Source organism: Vibrio sp. T11.5 (genome assembly GCF_027587155.1).
Taxonomy (GTDB): domain Bacteria; phylum Pseudomonadota; class Gammaproteobacteria; order Enterobacterales; family Vibrionaceae; genus Vibrio; species Vibrio neptunius.
In genome coordinates, this window is the sequence record NZ_JAPPTP010000009.1 from 116637 (window position 1) to 133910 (window position 17274).

Sequence of the window (17274 nt, forward strand, 5' to 3'; positions counted from 1 at the left end):
ATGGCAGAATCAACTTCATCTAAACCCGCGAACCATAGACGAAGCAGCATACTTTGGACTCTGCTGTGTTTGGTTGTTATTTTTGTCATAGGTGGCGTTTTGACTTGGAAGTTCGCCTACCCTGCGCATACCTTAGTCGGTGTTTTGTCAACGCTGCTCGTCGCGATCATTTTAGGCGCGTTTTGCTACTGGTTACTCTCTAAGCGAAAAAGTAAGTCACGAGCACCAAGTCAGGATAGGGCCCTAATAAACAAACGTTGTAAGCTGCTGGCACAACATTTCAAGTTGATGCTCAATGTTCAGAAACGCAAAAAGCGCTTAATGAGCCGTTATGACCTCCCAATCTACCTCCTCCTCAGTGATGATCCACGAAAGGATAAAAGTATCATCACTCAAATGGGGTACGAGGCATACAAAGTCGACGATTTCGGCAACGACATAGAGTTCCCAATTCTTTTCTGGTTAAGTGAACATTCCATTCTGATTTCAGTGAGTCTTGGTGAAGATCAGAATCCCGCCTATATTAAAACATTATGTAATAGCTTGAATAAATGGCGCCCTCGCCAAGCACTTAACGGCCTGATCCTTACCACTGATGTCCGCCAACTACTCAATACAACTGAAGTGTTGACGCAAAAGGCAGATCAAATAAAGTCGGAAATTCAAAGCTTTAATCGCACATTCGGTTTAAACCTTCCCGTCTATAACATTGTCACTCAGATGGGTCAGATAAACGACTTCTGTCAGTTTTTTTCCGCATTTGATGAAACCAAACGCAACGAAGTATTCGGTGCGACCTCACCAATTCAAAAACATGGTGGGATTGATGGTGATTGGTTTAATGAAGAGTACGACAGCCTCATTAGTCAGTTGATCGCCAATATGAGTACGGCATTGGCTTCTCAGCTCAATCAAGACTACCGCAATGCTATCTGTGCGGCGCCATATCAGTTTGGACTGCTCAAACAGAGCTTGTGGCAGTTCCTGAATCGCTTGTATCGAGGTGACCAACTCCAAGATGGTCTAAATTTCCGCGGATTCTACTTTACCCATAGCGGTTCAGTTCAAAGCCAATTTGACGTATTAGCCAATGTTGTCAACCAATCCTTAGGCCACGAGCAATTCCAACAACACCAACAGATACCTGTACAGCAAACTCTGTTTGCGCAGCACTTGGTGAGCCATACCATAATCAATGAGCATGACCTAGTCGGAGTAAACCGTCGTAAGGAGAACATACTTCTCGCTATGCAAACTGCCTATACGCTGTTTTGGCTAGGTCTGTTTGTCAGTGTTTTACTTGTGATCAAACTGGATTTTGACTATCAAAGTCAGCGTGAAGCTCGGGCCGATAACATGGTTGAGCGCTACAAGGAAGCGATTGCAGCTCAACCTTATGACATAGAAAACATGTCGGATAACATACCGAACCTGTACTCTCTGAATAGAATCTATTCTCTCTACCTTGAGCCAAAACCTTGGTACACCCTACCCTTCATGCCAAGTTCTAGCATCATGAGCGAAGTACAAAACGCTTACTTTAGTGAGTTGCAACGCGTACTCATTCCTTCGATGGAAAACACGCTAGAAAAGGACTTGTTTGTCTACGTCAACCTTGAAGATCAATCTAAGACTTTGTCACTGCTAAACAACTATCGTCTCTTATTTAATGCAGATCGCACCAATATTGGCGAGCTCAAGAACTACTTTGTCACGACCTTAGAAGAACAGGGCGAAGCTGACAGTGTTAAATTGGCTCAGCTCAAAGTGCTGCTAGACGATGTGTTCGCTCAAGATTTAGTGCCAATCAAACCAAACTTCGACTTAGAAAGTTTAGCTAAGAAAGTGATTAACCAAACCGGTATTGAAACACTGCTTTATGAGCATATTGTCAATTCTCCAAAATACTCGAAGCGTATTGATGTCCGTCAAGAGCTCGGTAGCAATTTTGGTCAACTGCTGTCTTTTTCACCCGACTATGTCGGCTATCTAGTGCCTTACTTGTTCACGCCAGCAGGCTTTAGCGACATCGACTTGTCTGTTGATTCACCAGTACTGAAAGATGCACTTAAAGCGTATGAAGGTGTCGCGGGTTCCTCTCCAAGTGCATTAGAAATGTATCGTATCAGTCGCGATCTCAAACAAATGTACCAAGGTGATTACATTAACTACTGGCGTGATTTCGCATCACACATCGAGGTTAAAAGCTTAACCAATGCCGATGAGCTTAAACAAACGCTATCAGTACTCACAACAGCATCAAACAACCCGTTAGCTCAACTGTATAACACGATGAGTAAATACACGTCGGTTGAACTTGTTCAGCCAGAGACGACTAAGGAGGGAGAACAACCTCCTGAGCAAGATATCGATAAAAAAGAGTCTGCGCGACAGATCTCCATTGCATTCAACCAGTACCACAAACAGGTATCCGCTGATGAGCAAGGAACAAAGCCCATCGACTCTTTGCTAGGACAGTTTACCGATGCTGAAACTTGGTTAGGCAAGTTCTACGAAGCAGAAGATCCTCAGAAAGTCGCTTATCAAGCCCTGACTGCTGAAATTAAAACCAGCAATCCGGTTTCTCTACTTGCTCAGCAAGAGGCTTCACAACCTAGTATTTCTCGTCAAATATTGTCTCAGGTAACGCAGCAAGCCAATGATTTGGTCATGGGCCTAGCCCACGCCTACCTAAACAGCACTTGGAAAGTAGAAGTCTATCAACCTTATGAAACGACGATTGCTGCTTATTATCCGTTTAACAAGACAGCAAGCTTAGATGCAAGTACCGCAGACGTTGCGGCATTCTTTAAAGTCAACGGTACCATCGATCAGTTTTATCAAACTAAGTTAAAGAGTTTCTCCATTGAAGAGCGCTCACCTTATCTCTACGGTTTGTTACCAAACACGGGGTTCGCACTAGACCCAACTGTATGGCAAATGATCGAGAAGGCACGTGATATCCGCAGTGCGTTATTCTTAGCTGATCCGCAGAACATGTCTTTACAGTTCCAACTCAAAGCCAAAGAAATGAGTTCTGACGTTACAGAGTTTATTATTCGCGGTGAAAAACCCTTATTTACTTACCAGCATGGTCCACGGCTATGGAGTAAACAAAGTTGGAATTCATCATCTATCGAGCAAGATAGCTTAGGGTTCCAGATCATGGCCCAAGCGAACGCCATTGCCAACGAAAAGTTTGAAGGTAATTGGGCTTGGTTTAAGCTTATTGAGCCAAGAGTCGCCTCAACGACATCCCAACAAACTGAAGTCGCCATTAAATACGGAGAGAGTCAGGTTCAATTGAGTATCAAAACTCAGGGGCAAAACAACCCGTTTGTGCCGAACTTCTTCTCAGCATTCTCACTACCTTCGAGTATCTAAATGTGAACATGAACAACGAAGCAGGCCACAAAATAGAATCTTGTTTTAGAGTACTGGGCATCACCCAGTACTCACTGCTTCGTAATGCAACCTATCTTGCTACTCATCCTCAGTTTGGTTCAACCGTTGTAAAGTTCGCTCAAACTGTACCAGCAAAACAACAGCTCAAAACCGAAGCTGAATTCCTGCATCATCATTCTTCTCCCTACTGGCCCAAGTTTCTCGACTATGGATCCGACATGGGGATGGACTGGCTGATGCTGGAATTTTTTGAGTCTCTGTCAATCGATTATTCACAGTTAGACCTATGTCTAAAAAAAGAAATTACCAGTAGCGCTGAACAAGCTCTCATTGCCTTGCATGGCACAGGATACATTCATGGTGATATCAAACCTTCTAATCTTATAGTCACCCCATGCTACCGAACCCTATTGGTCGACATGGGGAGCATACTCCCCATAGGGTCCAACTACGAACACCAAACACACTCTTCTCTCTCTCCTATGTTTTCTGCTTTAAACCCCAATCTACGAACTGGCAAAATCTCCCCTCAGAATGATTTCTTTTCACTCGCCATTTCACTGCAGACAATGTGGGAACATCACCCTTTTTCAGAGCAGTCTTTAATCGAGTTTATAAAAACAGAAAGGCCCCCCAAATTGGGGAGCCTTTCGAGTTGTTATCAAATCCTCATTGCCCAACAAGTTAAACGGGCTAAGCAACTTGCTCCGGCCTCAAATACTGACTGATATCCACTTTATCGTTCTGGCTTTTAGGCAAAAACTTGTTGGCATACTCAAGATAAGCACCGCTTTGTAAAAACAATAAGAACAGATCCATATCGACATGTTTATCCAACGCCATTTTATAGAGGATATCTACCGCTACACTCACTGGCTTGGCTTTTTTGTACGGCCTATCGGCTGCGGTAAGCGCTTCAAAAATATCCGCTATGACCAGAATTCGTTCTGGTACCGACAAGTCTTCCGCCGTGAGTTTACGTGGGTAACCCGTCCCTTTTAGGGTTTCATGATGCGTTGATGCATAGCGTGGGACGCGGCTAAGCTCGGGAGGGAATGGTAACGCTTCCAGCATTTTGATACCGCTAATCATATGCTCATTAATTTTGAATCGGTCTTCCGCCGTTAGTGTACCCTTTGAGATCGACAAGTTGTACACTTCCCCAAGGTTGTACTGGTATTGCGGCACATCCATCTTGATGCCAAATTTGGGTTCAAACTCCAACGGTCTAATCCGATGCTGTATGTGTTCTGGTTTGTCATCAAGTAGCTTCTCTGTTGCTGGCAGAGTTCTTTGACACACTGGCTTATTCAGTTCTTCAAAGGGTGATAAACCTAAACGATCATCAAAATGACGCTGCCAAGTCATTTGACTTATCGATTTAATTCTATCTACTTGGTCTTTGCCAAAGAACTCTCCGCCTACATTCGATTTCGCGACAAATTCGAAATCCTCTTTCAGTTTGGCTTTCTTTGCACGCAATATCTGTAGGGCTTGCGCTTTCTCATCCTTTCCAACTAACTGAGATTGTAGAAATTCGATTTCAGCATCTCGCCAAAGTACTTCAAAGCGCATTCTTACTTCATGAATACGATTGTAGTTGGCTTCAAGTTTAGTGCCTTTATCAACGATGTGTTCAGGTGTCGTGATCTTGCCGCAATCATGTAGCCAAGCTGCGATTCGGAACTCCCGACGCTCCTGATTATTGGCAAACGAAAAGTCTTTCAGCGTGCCCGAATCACATTTCTCAGCCGCTTGAGCAAGTAACATCCCAAGCTCAGGAACTCGATTACAGTGACCTGCGGTATAAGGCGATTTGTCATCGATGGCTTGCGCAATCAACTTAATAAATGATTCGACAAACGCTTCCTGTTGCTGTTCATACCGTTTAATTTCGCGTGCCATATCATGAATCGAATGTGATAACGCCCAGACTTCCTTAATATTAGAGTCCACTATCTTTACATCATCAAACTTGCGGCATTTGATCTTCTTTGTTTCTTTCTGCAGTTGGCTAATGGGGTTCACAATCGGGTTACCAAATACCCAAGCCACTGGGAGTAACAGGCCTAAGACCACCACCGTGCCACCAATAGAGGTATACAACCTTTCCACTACCTGCGCCATTACCACACCTTCAGGCACGATCACCGCGAGGAACTCTTCGTTACTTTGAGCATTTTTCCCCAATACCTCTACATAAAAGAACTTACTACTGCCATTCACTTCACGTTTGTGGATTGTTCCTGAACCCGCCAAAGCGTCTAAGTCTTCGTAAGGCACTCGATGCTCTTTAACCTGACTAAACCAAGTATCACTTAGTGCTGTCAGCTCATCGGGTGTAATACTGTCAATAGCGCGAGCTAATAGTGGTTTGAGGGAGTGATACTTCTCACTAAGGGTTAGATAAAAAGGTGCCGATGCCTCAATCGTCAAGAATTGGAATTTGACACTACTATTTTGGCCTAAATATTCCAGAGTCTTCCGCGTGTCGAGCAAAAGCTGAATATCCCCTGTGATTAACGCCTGATACGCCTCTTCCCCGTCACTAAACACTATCGGGCTGATTTTTCCCATAACAGAACCTGTGGGAAAGCGATGGCCATTAATCACCCCAACTTTACTTGAGAACCAGTCAGGTGCTGTTTCCCCCAAATAAGCAAATGCTAGAGGTTCTTTAAATAAGAGTATCTGAGAGTATTCAGCATTCACATCAAGTTCCGGAAGCGAATGCACAATATCCAGCTGTTTTTGACCTAACTTACGATTTAACTCATCACTCGAAAACCCATTAATAAACTCAAAATGGAGGCCCGTCTTTTTTGCAAGTAGATTGAGTAGCGCGATAGAGTAACCCTGTGGTTCTCCGGCGAGAGCGTAGTCATATGGTCGCCAACCCAGTTGATTCGATACCAACAAAGATGGAGTTGTATCCACCAGTTCTTGTTCACTCTGGCTTAATGTTAGCGGCCTGATTAAAGATGGCATCTCGCTCACTCCATGCAGATTGGAAGCGATGATTTCACCCGTACGATGAAAAACAAAGGACTCTACACCAGCATCGGCTGGCAACCCCATCGCAGCGGCGGTAATTCTTGAACTGATCGAAGACAGAACGATATCAATACCCAATACCGCTTGCCGTGTCTTCAGTGAATAAGTCTGCCCAGTAATTTTCAAGTGCTTAAAGAGATAGGGTTCCGTTTTGTACACCTCATCTGCTGAAGCAGCCTGATACCAAGGTCGTTGTGTGGGGAGATAATTACTTTTTTTGGTACGGACACTGGTTTGTTCGAAATCAGATGTGTAATAAATCGTCTGGCGTATACGATTATGCTCCTGACCATTGATTTTTATCACCACCCACCTGTCATCTGGTCGAGCTTCAATACGCTGTCTGACGATGGGATCGGATTCTAAATTGATAATCTGGTAGAAATCCTCTTGGTCATTACCAAAATAAATGCTGTAGAACAGTGGGTTATCATTGAGAACTTGAATTAGTATGGCGCGAATTTCTTCTTCACTGAAATCATGATCGATCGTTTTTGAAATACTGCTGAGAAGACGAGCGCTACTTTTGGCGTTCAGATCGACCTCTTGAATATGTTCACTGACGCCAGCTGCCACTCTAGTCAGCTTGCTTAATACATGCTCTTCGGACATCTGACGAGTAAAAAAATACTGTAAGCTAATAGCAAACATGGATGTGACGACTGTAGCAATGATGAACATGGTTCCGACGGTAAAGCGTATCGAGTATGTGTGCTTCTTCAATTCGTCCAACTGCATGCCCTCCATGGCGAAAACTTCTAAACTTTGATGTGAACTCAACCAACAACTTATTAGTGTAGTAATTGCATATAAAGCAGAGGCCTATTTGTTAGGAGAATTTCGATTATTCGCGCTACGTCAACAATTTAGCTAGAGAACAGTGCTGATTATAACAATTATTCAGAGCTAGACCTTCGCCATGAACTTTATGAACAAAATCGTCACAATGCTCAATATTGTTTTTATCTACGTATTAGCGACAACTATTTAACACTCCATTAACCTTAATCGCATCTATTGACGAGTTTCCCTGCCTTGTTAATGGAAAACTGATAACGATAAGTGCAATCTCAATGAAGATGCACCTGAACATAAGGAACGTGAATCATGTTTAAGGTACTCAAGCCAACACTGGCAGCTTCAATCATCGCTGCGTCTTTTTCTTTCAACACTTTTGCAGCTGATCTTGAAAAAATACACTTCCTAATCCCCGGAGGTGCTGGTGGAGGCTGGGATATGACAGCACGTGGTACAGGAGATGTACTCGTCAAGTCAGATATTGTCGATAACGTATCATTCCAAAACTTATCCGGAGGTGGTGGTGGTAAAGCCATCGCTCACCTAATTGAAACCGCTAAGCGTCAAGAAGATACGCTAATGGTGAACTCAACTCCGATCGTAGTACGCTCACTGACAGGCATTTTCCCTCAGTCATTCCGTGACTTAACGCCTGTTGCAGCCACTATTGCCGATTATGGCGCCATCGTGACCTCTGTTGATTCCAAGTACAACACATGGGAGGACGTGGTTAAAGATTTCGAATCTAACCCTCGCAAGGTCAAAATTGCCGGCGGATCCGCTCGTGGCAGTATGGATCACCTAGTCGTAGCAGCGGCCTTCAAGGGCGAAGGTTTCGATGCGCGAAAAGTGCGCTATATCGCTTATGATGCAGGCGGCAAAGCCATGGCGGCTCTACTCTCTGGCGAAACGCAACTGCTCTCAACAGGTCTCGGCGAAGTACTTGAAATGTCAAAATCTGGGCAAGTTAAGATCCTCGCGGTCACAGCGCCTAAGCGCCTAGAAGCAGCACCAAATATTCCAACTCTGACTGAGTACGGAAACCAAACCGTTTTTGCTAACTGGCGTGGGTTCTTTGCCGCTCCAGGTACAAGCCAACAAAAACTGGATGAGTGGAACACTGCACTTAAGAAAATGTATAACACTGACGAGTGGCAAGTGGTTCGAGATCGCAACGGCTGGATTGACAACTACAAGGCAGATAAAGAGTTTTACGCTTTCCTTGAAGATCAAGAAAAGCAAATGGGTGACCTAATGCGCGAATTGGGCTTTCTTAAGTAATCCTGTCGAGGGCAAACTTGCACTTGCCCTCTTTTCCTTTTGCCGTACCTGAGATAACGACACAATCTCCTCTGTTTAGAAATAAACAGCTAAGCCGATTTGACTAGCAGCAAGTGGCTTATTGGTTAGTGATGTATGCTCATTAATCCCTCTTGTACGGCTTTTTTCTTCCTTCAATGTGAATGCAAATGGAGTTGGATATGTCGGACTTGCCAACGAATTCTTTCAACAAAGGTCAATTTTTCTCAAAAGAGAATTTGCTTTGTCGCGATCGCGTCGGCGCTATGATCTTTCTTTTAGTATGCCTTTGTTATGGCTACCAAACATCACAAATTCCTCTTTTTCCCGGTGACGAATATGAACCCTTCACGGCTCGCACCTTGCCCACACTACTGACCTTTATCGGTATTGGTTTATCTCTGATTCTTCTGGTAACAGGTCAAGCGGATAAACTAAGCGGCGCAGTAGTGGATTTTAACTGGAAACTGCTGATCGCTTTTCTTGCGTTAATGGCGTTTTACGGTTTAGGGCTGACTTACATTGGGTTTGTACTCGCAACGGGATTATTTCTACTCGCAGGTTTTTACCTGCTGGGTGAACGTCGGAAAAAAGTCTTGTTGGGAGCCTCTTTCCCTTTTGTCATCGCATTTTATCTGCTGCTCACCCAAGGACTGGATATTTATCTAGAACCGGGCGTCATTTTCACCATGTGGTCGTAAACAGTAAGGAATAGCAAATGTTAGATGGAATCTTACAAGGTCTTTCGACCGCAGTGATGCCGATGAACATCATGATGGTGATCGTCGGTTGTTTCGTTGGTACTTTCATCGGTATGTTGCCTGGCCTTGGCCCAATTTCAGCCATTGCTTTGATGATACCCATTACGTACGGCTTAGATCCTTCATCAGGTCTAATTTTGATGGCTGGTGTGTATTACGGTGCCGTGTTTGGCGGCTCGACCTCTTCTATTCTGATCAACGCTCCGGGTTGTTCTTCTACCGTTGTGACCGCTTTTGATGGCTACCCAATGGCACAGAAAGGTCAGGCAGGTAAAGCGCTGGCACTGGCTGCCTACTCGTCATTCACGGGTGGTACTCTATCCGCGATTATGCTGCTTGTCGCGGCGCCTGCTCTCGCAAGCGTGTCACTTAGCTTCCAGTCATCTGACTATTTCGCACTGATGCTATTAGGCCTATCAGCCGTTGCGGCCTTTGCTGGTAAGGGTCAGGTCATCAAAGCTTGGATGATGACCATTCTAGGACTGATGCTGTCCACGGTAGGTATCGACAAAGGCGTTGGTGTTGAGCGCTTCACGTTTGGACTGACAGACTTAATGGATGGATTCAGCTTCCTGCTGTTGGCTATGGCGACTTTTGCATTAGGCGAGACCTTAATGGGCATCCTTAAACCAGAAAAAGACACTCGCAACGAAGAACAAAGCAAAATGAGTGACATTGGCAGCATGAAAGTCACCAAAGAGGAAATCAAAGAGGTCGCGCCTGTTTCGATTCGTTCTTCCATATTGGGCTTCTTTACCGGCGTGTTGCCAGGCGCTGGTGCAACTATCGCAGCCTTTCTGAGCTATGGTATGGAACGTAACCTAGCACCTAAAGATAAAAAAGAACAATTTGGTAAAGGCAGCATCCGCGGGTTGGTTGCTCCAGAGTCAGCGAACAATGCAGCATCAAGTGGCTCATTTGTACCGCTTTTAACCTTGGGTATTCCGGGTTCAGGCACAACAGCGATCATGTTAGGCGCACTGATTGCTTATGGTATCCAACCGGGCCCACGTCTGTTTGTCGAGCATCCTGACGTCTTCTGGTCAGTTATCATTTCGATGTACTTCGGTAACATTGTTTTAGTGATTCTCAACTTGCCACTGATTCCTTATATTTCCAAGTTGTTGGCAGTCCCTAGAACCGTGCTATTACCAATGATTTTGTTCTTCTCTATTACTGGTGTTTACCTAGTGTCATTCAACACTATGGATGTCTTCATCATGTTGTTGATTGCGATGGGTGCCATTGCACTGAGGCTAGCTAATTTCCCTCTCGCTCCACTGTTGCTTGGTTTTATCCTTGGCGGATTGATGGAGGAGAACTTACGTCGGGCATTAATGATCAGTGACGGAGAACTCAGCTTCCTATGGGAAAGACCTATTTCAATGACCTTTACCGTGTTAGCCGTATTGGTATTGTTTAGCCCTATTATCGTTAAGCTGTTTCAAAGACTAAAACCTAGTCCTGTTAAAGCGGAGCAATAAACACCCATTCTAAGGAGGCAATTTAGCCTCCTTTGTTACCTCTATTTGCCAACAATATCAGTTAGAGTTTATACTCTAATTTTTACAAGTAGAGTTCATTGTATGTCGCTGCGTCCTATTGCCTTGATAATTGGCTGCCTTAGCTCATTCCCGTTTGCAGCCCATTCTGCGGCAATCAGTTTTAGTGAAGCTTGGCAACTATTGCAAAACGAAAACAATTCGTTAGCTGCACAAAGAGCGAATGTTGACCGATATCAACACTTAGAAAATGCAACGGCTAACCTGAACCTACCATCAGTAACGATTGGGGCAAACTACACGCGCTTAGATACCGATGTCACTCTATCGGGCAACCAATTGATTGAAAGTACGAATGGCACCTTACCCAGTGTTGGTAGTCTCTCACTCCCTCCGTCATTACTTTCAGGTCTCGGTCAACTGTTTACCGATCTAGGCAATACAACGTCTACGATTACCGAAAGGGACATTTTTACGTCTTCTATCAGAGCCATTTGGCCTATTTTTACTGGTGGTCGAATTACTGCAGCACAATCAGCCGCACAAGGTAAATCAGAGGAAGCGCAAAGCCAACTCGCTATGGAGACTCAAGCGCGATACGAAGACTTAAGCAAATACTATTTTAGTGTCTTGCTAGCGAAAGAAGTGGTCGAGACACGCCAGTTGGTGGAGAGCGGCTTAAAAACACACAGGAATAACGCACTTAAATTAGAGCAGCAGGGACAAATTGCTCGAGTTGAACGCCTTCAAGCGGAATCCGCTCTCGATCAAGCGACCATTGAGCGCAAGAAGGCACAAAAGAATCTTGATATCGCACAGACAGCGCTGACTCAAATACTCAGCCAATCTTCAACGGTTGAGCCACGCGACCATCTGTTTATCAACGACACACTCCCCCCAATGGACGCATTCATTAGCCAAACTCTCATCACCTACCCGGGTTTGTCGTTGCTTGATGCAAAAGAGAAGCAGGCTCGGAGTCTGATCAAAGCAGAAAAAGGGAAATATTACCCTGAAGTCTACCTGTATGGTGATTACAGCCTGCATGAAGACGACTCACTCGCTAGTCAGATGAAACCAGATTGGCTGATTGGCGTTGGCGTCAGTATTCCACTCATTGAGTCAACCGGTCGCTCGGATCAAGTTAAAGCGGCTCATAGTGCTGTATCTCAAGTGCAGTACCTCAAAGCACAAGCCAAACAAGATTTAACCGTGCTAGTGCAAAAGACTTATCTAGAAGCACAGCAAGCTCAGGAAGAAGTGCTCGGACTTAACTCCAGCATTGAGCTGGCTGAAGAAAACATCAAACTACGAGAGAAAGCTTTTTCTCAAGGCCTTTCTACCTCGACGGATGTCGTTGATGCTCAGCTTTACTTAGCCAGTGTCCAGACACAGAAATCAGCTGCAAGCTTTAACTACCTAATATCATTATCAAAGCTTCTTGCCTTATCGAGCGAAATGAACACATTTCAGCAATATCAGCAAACCTCTATCAACACTTCAAACCTTTAGGATACCAAGATGAAAAAAGCCAAACCAATTGTCCTGACTGTTGCCGCTTTAGCCATATCGTCTTGGATTGGGTACAGCTTCTATCAAGCCTATCAACCAAAGCCAGTACGCTTGCAGGGGCAGATTGAGTCGCAACAATACAGTATTTCTTCCAAGGTACCGGGCCGTATCGACAAGGTGCTGGTTCGCAAAGGTGACAAAGTAGAAAAAGGCGAGTTGATCTTCACTCTCCATAGCCCAGAAATAGAGGCTAAACTGGAACAAGCCATTGCTGGTCAGAAGGCCGCAGGCGCACTCGCTCAAGAAGCAGAAAAAGGCGCAAGAATACAGCAAATTCAAGCGGCAAAAGATCAATGGCAGAAAGCCAAAGCCGCCTCTCAATTAATGGAGAAGACCTACCTTCGAGTTAACAATCTCTACAAAGATGGCGTTGTCGCTGAACAAAAGCGCGATGAAGCCAAAACCCAATGGGATGCAGCAAAATATACCGAAAGTGCCGCCTATCAAATGTACCAGATGGCTCATGAAGGCGCTCGCGACGAAACCAAGGTTGCAGCTGCAGAAAAAGCACGTATGGCAGCAGGCGCCGTTGCCGAAGTCGAAGCTTATGCACAAGACACACAAATCGAAAGCTGGTTTGAAGGAGAAGTCTCACAAGTACTATTACAAAGTGGTGAGCTGGCTCCTCAAGGTTTTCCTGTCGTAACCGTCATTGATACGAACGACTCCTGGGCAGTACTGAATGTCCGCGAGGATCAGCTTCGTCATTTTACTAAAGGTCAGCGATTCAATGCTTATTTACCCGCACTTGGCCATTCACTGGAATTTGAAGTGACGCATATCGCCGTCATGGGTGACTTTGCCACTTGGCGTTCAACCGATGCCTCACAAGGCTTCGACTTACGCACATTTGAGGTCGAGGCTCGCCCATTGGCGCACAAGGATACCCTGCGCATGGGTATGAGTCTGGTTGTTGAGTTGTAAAATGGCTGATTTATTCGCCACGCAGTGGCGCATACTGCAACGAGACCGATGGCTGCTCTCGTGTCTGACATGGATACCGCTTGTTTTGGTCGTATCAATCTGGGCGATATTCTCTCAAGGTATCGCAAGAGACCTCCCCATTGGCATTGTCGATTTATCCCACAGTCAACTTTCAAGACAGCTTAGCCGCAACTATGATGCGACCTCCACGTTGTCTGTCGCTCATCAATTTACTGACATTTCCCAAGCAAAGCATGCATTGGTTTCAAGCCAAGTGTATGCATACGTGATTATTCCGAATAATTTTGACAAAGACATCTATCGCGGCCTGCCTCCAAAGGTGAGTGCATTCTACAACAGCCAAACGATATTGATTGGTAAGCTCATCAGCTCAGCGTTATTGCAAGCCCACACGACATTCAATGCGCACATTGATGCATCAAAAGCGCTTACCAAAGGAAACCATACCTTTGGCTCTGCAGTAGGCAATGCACTTCCAGTGCAAACGCAAATTACACCTCTGTTTAACAAAAACACCAACTACGCTCAATTCTTAGTCTCTGCCGTTGTTCCAGCGTTGTGGCAAATCATCATCGTGGTTTCAACCATATTAGTGTTGACCGCCAATCACAGAGACAGAGGTTTGGCTCATTGGTTAAACAGAGCCCCAACCACACAGTGGTTTTACACATTGCTGCCTTATTTCCCCGTATTTATGGCGCAAGGTTTCACTTTTCTTTGCTGGTTTTATCTGGGTTTTGATTGGCCAATGAATGGCAGTTTACTGGTGCTGATGTTTGCTCAAGGGTTGACAGTGATAGCCTGTATGATCATGGGCAGTTTTTTCTTTTTTTTGACACTCGACCCTGCGCGCGCAATGAGTTTTGCAGGTGCATTTACTGCGCCCAGTTTTGCTTTTATGGGCATCACTTTTCCAGTCACTGACATGAACCCAATCGCACAGTTCTGGCGAAGTTTGCTCCCTATCAGCCATTACATCGAGGCTCAAGTAAGCCAAGTCAGCTATGGGCAACTTGGGGTTACCACGGCGCTACATCTGCTACCAATGTTAGGGTACCTGTTGCCCGCATTACTATCGGTATTTTTGATCAACAAGCATCTATCTCACCATCACAGCCTCAATATAAAGGGGGCCAAATGACATTCAAAGAAGTGTTCTACGCTGAATTCAAAGCGCTTCTAACAAACCCGGTTGTAATGCTCACGGTATTTGGAGGTGTTGTGTTTTATTCTTTCCTCTACCCGCTCCCGTATAGCCAACAAACACCGAGAGAGCAAAAAATCAGCATTGTTAACCTTGATCAAAGCCAAATAAGCTTCAAACTGGAACGCATGGTGGATGCAACACCACAAGCCAAGGTTGTTCAACGAGATTACACCATCGAATCTGCGCACCAAGCTTTTCTAAGCGGTGAGGTCAGTGGTTTTTTAATCATTCCTGAACATTTCTATAAAGATTTGTTGTTAGGAAAAAGCCCAACGCTTTCTTTCGCCGGAGATGCTTCCTATTTTTTGGTTTACGGCACCATCGTTGAGGGATTGGCCCAAGCTGGTGGAACGCTGGCCGCGCAAACTAAGGTCTCTCGTTTGCTCTTGGACGGCACCCCTATGGCATTGGCGAGTGAGCAATATGCTGTAACCACACTCAATCTGAAACCGACATTTAATCCGCGTCTCGGTTATATCGATTACGTCGTTCCCGCGGTGTTTGTTCTCATTCTGCAGCAGACAATGGCGATGGCTTCTGGCTTGATGACAGGCAGCCAAAAAAACGGGACAGGTTATTGGAGCTCAACCCAACCCATCACATTGCTTCTGGTTAGATTCAGCCTGCTTATCGGTATTTACTATCTCCTGAGCATGTTCTACTTCGGGGAAAGTTTCTCGATGTATGGCGTCAACCAACTCGCCAATATCACTCAGCTAGCGGCGTTATTATTCCTATTTCTTTTTGCATCCTGCGCCATCGGCATCTGGCTCGGTACAATCGTTCCAAGACGAGAGCTCGTCACCTTGGTGGTACTCATTAGCTCTATGCCTTTAATTTTCAGTGCAGGCTTTATCTGGCCATTAGAAAGTATCCCAACACCGATAATCTGGATATCACAACTTTTCCCTAGCACTCCCGCTATTCAGGGGTTTCTCGCATTGAATCAAATGGGGGCCACTTGGGATCAGATTTCCTCCCAATGGACTTTACTCTGTCTCCAGTGCGTTTTATGGGGGGGACTCGCCTTAGTTAGCTATCGGAAATGGCGTTAACAAAGGTTTAAGTCATGTCAGCCCTCACTGCATGTGCAATAATAAACTCTGGCCGACATCAGATTTTGGTTAGTTAGCCATAAAATCGAACAGCTGATGCAAATGGCAGGTTATAATCTATGATCGGTTCTATATACTAGAATCCAATTAAGCCTCATCACAAGCAATATCCAATATGAATAAAACAGCACCTTTGCTCAATTTAACTTTTGAAACCAAATCACTGCTTGCTTATGTATTGATACCGCTTGTCATTGTCTTCCCTGCCTCACTTTATCTCGCCTATCAGGGAATTAACGACAGTCTAAAAAACATCGCTGTGACATTTCAAGAAAGAATAGAAGATGTCATCACTGAACTAAAAGACGAGAACGCTCAGGCTATGAGGTACCCTGAACGTTGTAAATCCATTCAAGAAGACCTTCTGTTTGAAAGCTACCTAAGAGAGTTAATTATTGTTCAGGATGGCATTGCAATATGCTCCTCTAAACGTGGCGAGCTTCACTTAGATTTAACAGGTGTCTTTCAGCGCAAAGAAGCGGCATCCGGCGTTTTTCTCTTCGATATTAAGGGGGATCCGCGTCAAAGAACAATGGTCGTTGTGACCGCACAAGATAACAGTGATAACAGTGGCGCCTTTGCCATTGTTGACAAAAACTATCTGGTCGAAAGACTGGGTAAGGTAGAGGATGATAAACTCAGTTTTATTACAGCTCGATTTGGCCAAAAAGTGTATCCTGCAGATAGAGTTTTTGTGTCAGATACGCTTCATTACATATCAACATCACCTCTTTATGGCTTCTCTCTTTTGGTCGAAGCAAGCCCTACATTCATCAAAAGACGGGCGATTTTTTATGGACTCAGCAGTCTCCCTCTTTCACTACTGATTTCAATCACTCTATTCGCGGTCATGTCTCATATACGAAATAGAGATAGTCTGGCCGATGATTTAAAGAAAGGATTAAAAAGAAAAGAACTGTTTCTCACCTATCAGCCCATTGTAGAGAGTCAAACAGAAACTCTGACAGGCCTTGAAGCACTTATTCGATGGCAGCACCCTACATTAGGATTAATCAGACCCGATGTTTTTATACCGCTAGCCGAGCGCCAACAGCTTATAAATAATATCACTGATTATGTACTAGAGCGGTCATTAGCTGATCTTCAGAGCATAGCGAATTTCAAGGGTATACATTTAGGAATTAATGTTCCTCCTTCCTATCTGCATGAAGACAGACATCTTACTAGCCTACAAAATTATGCTAGGCAATTCAGGCATATTGGGATTCAGTTAACCGTAGAAGTGACAGAACGTGAAATACTTGACGATAAAGGTCGCTCTGCGCTCGTTCAACTGCGTAAAAGCGGTATTCTCATCTCAATTGACGACTTTGGTACTGGTCATACCGCTCTTTCCGTCATTCAGAAGACCCAATTTGACTACTTAAAAATTGATAAATGTTTTGTCGATACTATTGGTGTAGAGACGGTTAATTCGGCTGTGTTGAACACTATTATTGATTTAGGTCATCGCCTCGATGTGAAAATGATCGCCGAGGGCGTCGAAACAGAGCAACAAGTTCAGTATCTCGGCGCAATGAAGGTTTCCTATCTGCAAGGTTACTATTTTTCTAAGCCTCTGGAATTAGAGACGCTAAAACAATCGTGGTTATAAA

Annotated in this window: 11 protein-coding genes; 10 read left to right on the forward strand and 1 reads right to left on the reverse strand. The window is 44.6% G+C overall.

Features of this window, described 5'->3' with window-relative positions; translation table 11 throughout:
• Together tssM and OH455_RS11610 are read left to right on the forward strand one after the other, a co-directional pair.
• Complete coding sequence (gene tssM, locus OH455_RS11605; RefSeq protein ID WP_269981484.1) at window positions 1-3384, forward strand: type VI secretion system membrane subunit TssM; 3384 nt, start codon at window positions 1-3, stop codon at window positions 3382-3384.
• A gap of 8 nt (window positions 3385-3392) precedes the next feature.
• Entirely contained in the window at window positions 3393-4133 is a 741-nt protein-coding gene (locus OH455_RS11610) for a protein kinase domain-containing protein (protein ID WP_269981485.1), read from the forward strand.
• On the opposite strand, the gene OH455_RS11615 is transcribed toward OH455_RS11610, so the two are convergent.
• A complete protein-coding gene (locus tag OH455_RS11615) occupies window positions 4099-7197 on the reverse strand; it encodes an HD domain-containing phosphohydrolase (protein WP_269981486.1) in 3099 nt (1032 codons plus the stop codon). The genes OH455_RS11610 and OH455_RS11615 overlap by 35 nt on opposite strands.
• A 369-nt stretch (window positions 7198-7566) precedes the next feature.
• On the opposite strand from OH455_RS11615, the gene OH455_RS11620 reads away from it, so the two are divergent.
• From OH455_RS11620 to OH455_RS11655, 8 genes are all read left to right on the forward strand, one after another.
• Entirely contained in the window at window positions 7567-8538 is a 972-nt protein-coding gene (locus OH455_RS11620) for a tripartite tricarboxylate transporter substrate binding protein (RefSeq protein ID WP_045976052.1), read from the forward strand.
• A gap of 200 nt (window positions 8539-8738) precedes the next feature.
• A complete protein-coding gene (locus OH455_RS11625) occupies window positions 8739-9257 on the forward strand; it encodes a tripartite tricarboxylate transporter TctB family protein (RefSeq protein WP_269981487.1) in 519 nt (172 codons plus the stop codon).
• A gap of 17 nt (window positions 9258-9274) precedes the next feature.
• A complete protein-coding gene (locus OH455_RS11630; RefSeq protein WP_269981488.1) occupies window positions 9275-10801 on the forward strand; it encodes a tripartite tricarboxylate transporter permease in 1527 nt (508 codons plus the stop codon).
• Window positions 10802-10903: 102 nt separating this feature from the next.
• Window positions 10904-12331: a TolC family protein gene (locus OH455_RS11635; protein WP_269981489.1), complete on the forward strand. Its 1428-nt coding sequence runs from the start codon at window positions 10904-10906 to the stop codon at window positions 12329-12331.
• Window positions 12332-12340: 9 nt separating this feature from the next.
• On the forward strand, window positions 12341-13315 hold the full coding sequence (locus OH455_RS11640; RefSeq protein WP_269981490.1) for an HlyD family secretion protein: 975 nt from the start codon (window positions 12341-12343) through the stop codon (window positions 13313-13315).
• A gap of 1 nt (window position 13316) precedes the next feature.
• The gene (locus OH455_RS11645) at window positions 13317-14477 is read left to right on the forward strand and encodes an ABC transporter permease (RefSeq protein ID WP_269981491.1); all 1161 of its coding nucleotides are present in this window, start codon (window positions 13317-13319) and stop codon (window positions 14475-14477) included.
• Entirely contained in the window at window positions 14474-15598 is a 1125-nt protein-coding gene (locus tag OH455_RS11650) for an ABC transporter permease (protein WP_269981492.1), read from the forward strand. Before OH455_RS11645 ends, OH455_RS11650 begins: the two co-directional genes overlap by 4 nt.
• Window positions 15599-15773: 175 nt before the next feature.
• Complete coding sequence (locus OH455_RS11655; RefSeq protein ID WP_269981493.1) at window positions 15774-17273, forward strand: EAL domain-containing protein; 1500 nt, start codon at window positions 15774-15776, stop codon at window positions 17271-17273.
• Window position 17274: the final 1 nt, after the last annotated feature.

Bases quoted from the DNA above. Each gene is read 5' to 3' on its own strand.
- OH455_RS11625 (WP_269981487.1), top strand. From the start codon at position 8,739: ATGTCGGACTTGCCAACGAATTCTTTCAACAAAGGTCAATTTTTCTCA.
- OH455_RS11645 (WP_269981491.1), top strand. From the start codon at position 13,317: ATGGCTGATTTATTCGCCACGCAGTGGCGCATACTGCAACGAGACCGA.
- OH455_RS11630 (WP_269981488.1), top strand. From the start codon at position 9,275: ATGTTAGATGGAATCTTACAAGGTCTTTCGACCGCAGTGATGCCGATG.
- OH455_RS11620 (WP_045976052.1), top strand. From the start codon at position 7,567: ATGTTTAAGGTACTCAAGCCAACACTGGCAGCTTCAATCATCGCTGCG.
- OH455_RS11655 (WP_269981493.1), top strand. From the start codon at position 15,774: ATGAATAAAACAGCACCTTTGCTCAATTTAACTTTTGAAACCAAATCA.
- tssM (WP_269981484.1), top strand. From the start codon at position 1: ATGGCAGAATCAACTTCATCTAAACCCGCGAACCATAGACGAAGCAGC.
- OH455_RS11615 (WP_269981486.1), bottom strand. From the start codon at position 7,197: ATGCAGTTGGACGAATTGAAGAAGCACACATACTCGATACGCTTTACC.
- OH455_RS11640 (WP_269981490.1), top strand. From the start codon at position 12,341: ATGAAAAAAGCCAAACCAATTGTCCTGACTGTTGCCGCTTTAGCCATA.
- OH455_RS11650 (WP_269981492.1), top strand. From the start codon at position 14,474: ATGACATTCAAAGAAGTGTTCTACGCTGAATTCAAAGCGCTTCTAACA.
- OH455_RS11610 (WP_269981485.1), top strand. From the start codon at position 3,393: ATGAACAACGAAGCAGGCCACAAAATAGAATCTTGTTTTAGAGTACTG.
- OH455_RS11635 (WP_269981489.1), top strand. From the start codon at position 10,904: ATGTCGCTGCGTCCTATTGCCTTGATAATTGGCTGCCTTAGCTCATTC.